General features: G+C 58.0%; 4 protein-coding genes. 3 read left to right on the top strand and 1 reads right to left on the bottom strand.

Annotation, left to right across the window (positions count from 1 at the left end; translation table 11 throughout):
- A partial coding sequence (locus ABSG49_RS12190) for a hypothetical protein (RefSeq protein ID WP_424026405.1) occupies positions 1 to 350 on the bottom strand: 350 nt, incomplete at its 3' end.
- Here ABSG49_RS12190 and ABSG49_RS12185 point away from each other — a divergent pair.
- The 3 genes from ABSG49_RS12185 (at position 318) to ABSG49_RS12175 (ending at position 1,553) form a co-directional block, all read left to right on the top strand.
- A complete protein-coding gene (locus ABSG49_RS12185) occupies positions 318 to 590 on the top strand; it encodes a hypothetical protein (protein WP_424026404.1) in 273 nt (90 codons plus the stop codon). The two genes, ABSG49_RS12190 and ABSG49_RS12185, sit on opposite strands and share 33 nt — an antisense overlap.
- Before the next feature lie 14 nt (positions 591 to 604).
- On the top strand, positions 605 to 1,042 hold the full coding sequence (locus tag ABSG49_RS12180; protein ID WP_424026403.1) for a hypothetical protein: 438 nt from the start codon (positions 605 to 607) through the stop codon (positions 1,040 to 1,042).
- A 100-nt stretch (positions 1,043 to 1,142) separates the two neighbouring features.
- Entirely contained in the window at positions 1,143 to 1,553 is a 411-nt protein-coding gene (locus tag ABSG49_RS12175; protein ID WP_424026402.1) for a c-type cytochrome, read from the top strand.
- The last annotated feature ends 124 nt before the right edge of the window (positions 1,554 to 1,677 follow it).

Genomic DNA, 1,677 nt, shown 5'->3' with positions numbered 1-1,677 from the left:
AAGGGCATACCCGCGTCATACGAGGTCTCGCAGGGGGTGAAATAGTGCTGTGGGGTCTTCTTCCATGGTTTTCCCTGATGGCCGCCGGTCTCGTCGCAAGCGTCGTGCTTCTCTTCTGGGGCTACAGGAGCGGCCAGTTCGCGGACCAGGAGCGGGCCAGGTACCTTCCGCTGCGGGGCGAAACGGCGCGGCCGCAGTACCGGGAGCGACCGGGTGTCGCTCCCGAGGTATACGCCCTTACGGCGCTCATGGCAGCCGCCGGCGTTGCCCTTGCGGTAACCCTGGGTATTGCAGTCTTGAGATGATACGGGGGTAGGATGCGTTTCTTTTTCCTTCAGGACTACCAGCATTGGCTCCTTGCGGTGTTTCTCGGGCTTGCGCTTGTGATCCTCGTCTACCTCGCGTTCAAAAGCTACGCGTATTCGAGTGAACGGGCCGACGAGAAGGCGAGACAGGAATTCAACTATCCTGACGGCCTCAAGGGAACCAATTTTCCTACACCGCCGTTTATCCTGTTTTTGTTTTTCGGCTTCGTTATCTGGGCGATTTTCTACGTGATCTTCATCGGTATTCGGTCCGGGCCGTTCTAACGCCGAGGTTGAAGATGGAAAAATCGGATATGAAGGAAGGACAGAAAAGACCGGAGGGAGGTTGGCTCAAGACCGTGCTTCTCGCGCTCGGTCTTGCCCTCATTTCGCTCTTCAGAAAGGGGCCGGCCGTTACCGGAATAGAGGCCGAGCTGGAAGAGGAACGTAAAATAAGACGAATGGTTTTTAACGGGTGGATAGTCGTTTGCGCCATATCTCTGCTTTTCGTGGCATACGGATTCCTGGCTTTTTTTATCATCGGCGACAAGGGACCGCCCGACTGGGACTACGGCAGCGTACCGGATGTACCGGCCGAGTCCGTCTACTCCACCTATCCCTACAGTGAGCACGCAGGTCCACCCGAGCCGCAGCATGTCGATCAGAGGCCGGCAGATGTCGGGACGGGGGTATCGGGAGAGCGAGAAACTCCAATGCCCGAGAAGGGGCCAAAATAGGAGAGGAAAACAGGTGAGAGCCGAGCGTACGATAAGACGAGTTGGATTTTGCCTGCTGCCTTTTTTCGTTCTGATCGCTTACGGATGCGACTATGCGCGCATGCGGGACCAGGAGTCCGTACGCACGTACAAAAAAGAGATGCCGGCGGCGGACGAAAGGACGGTTCCCGTCCAGGATGGCTTTCAGGCGCTCCTGACGGCCGAGCCGGAAACCCTCAAAAACCCTTTCCCCCTCGGTAGCGGGCCTATCGACCGGGGGAGGCAGGCATACGGGTATTTCTGTGTTCAATGCCACGGGCCTAACGCGAACGGTATGGGTACCGTCGGCCAGAGCTTTTCTCCCCTCCCTGCAGACCTGGCCTCTCCCGAGGTGCAATCGCAGGGAGACGGGGAGCTTTACGCGAAGATCAGGCTGGGCTACTCCCGCCATCCCCGGCTCTATACGACCATATCGGAGCCCGACACCTGGGCTGTAGTCGATTACATAAGATCCCTGCGGGGGAAGAAATAGGTGGTGAGGCGGACCGGCCAGGCGCTAAAGCAATTTGCAAAATTAAGTGTCGATTCGAGAGGCGCAACCATGTCCTGAGCGCAGCATCGCGGAAGTCTCTCGGGTACCCGCCTTGCGCCGGAAG

Source organism: Methanoregula sp. (assembly GCF_049510175.1).
GTDB lineage: Archaea > Halobacteriota > Methanomicrobia > Methanomicrobiales > Methanospirillaceae > Methanoregula.
Note: the sequence above shows the minus strand (reverse complement) of the source record. Positions and strands in the feature narration are given on the sequence as shown.

Bases quoted from the DNA above. Each gene is read 5' to 3' on its own strand.
- ABSG49_RS12180 (WP_424026403.1), top strand. From the start codon at position 605: ATGGAAAAATCGGATATGAAGGAAGGACAGAAAAGACCGGAGGGAGGT.
- ABSG49_RS12185 (WP_424026404.1), top strand. From the start codon at position 318: ATGCGTTTCTTTTTCCTTCAGGACTACCAGCATTGGCTCCTTGCGGTG.
- ABSG49_RS12175 (WP_424026402.1), top strand. From the start codon at position 1,143: ATGCGGGACCAGGAGTCCGTACGCACGTACAAAAAAGAGATGCCGGCG.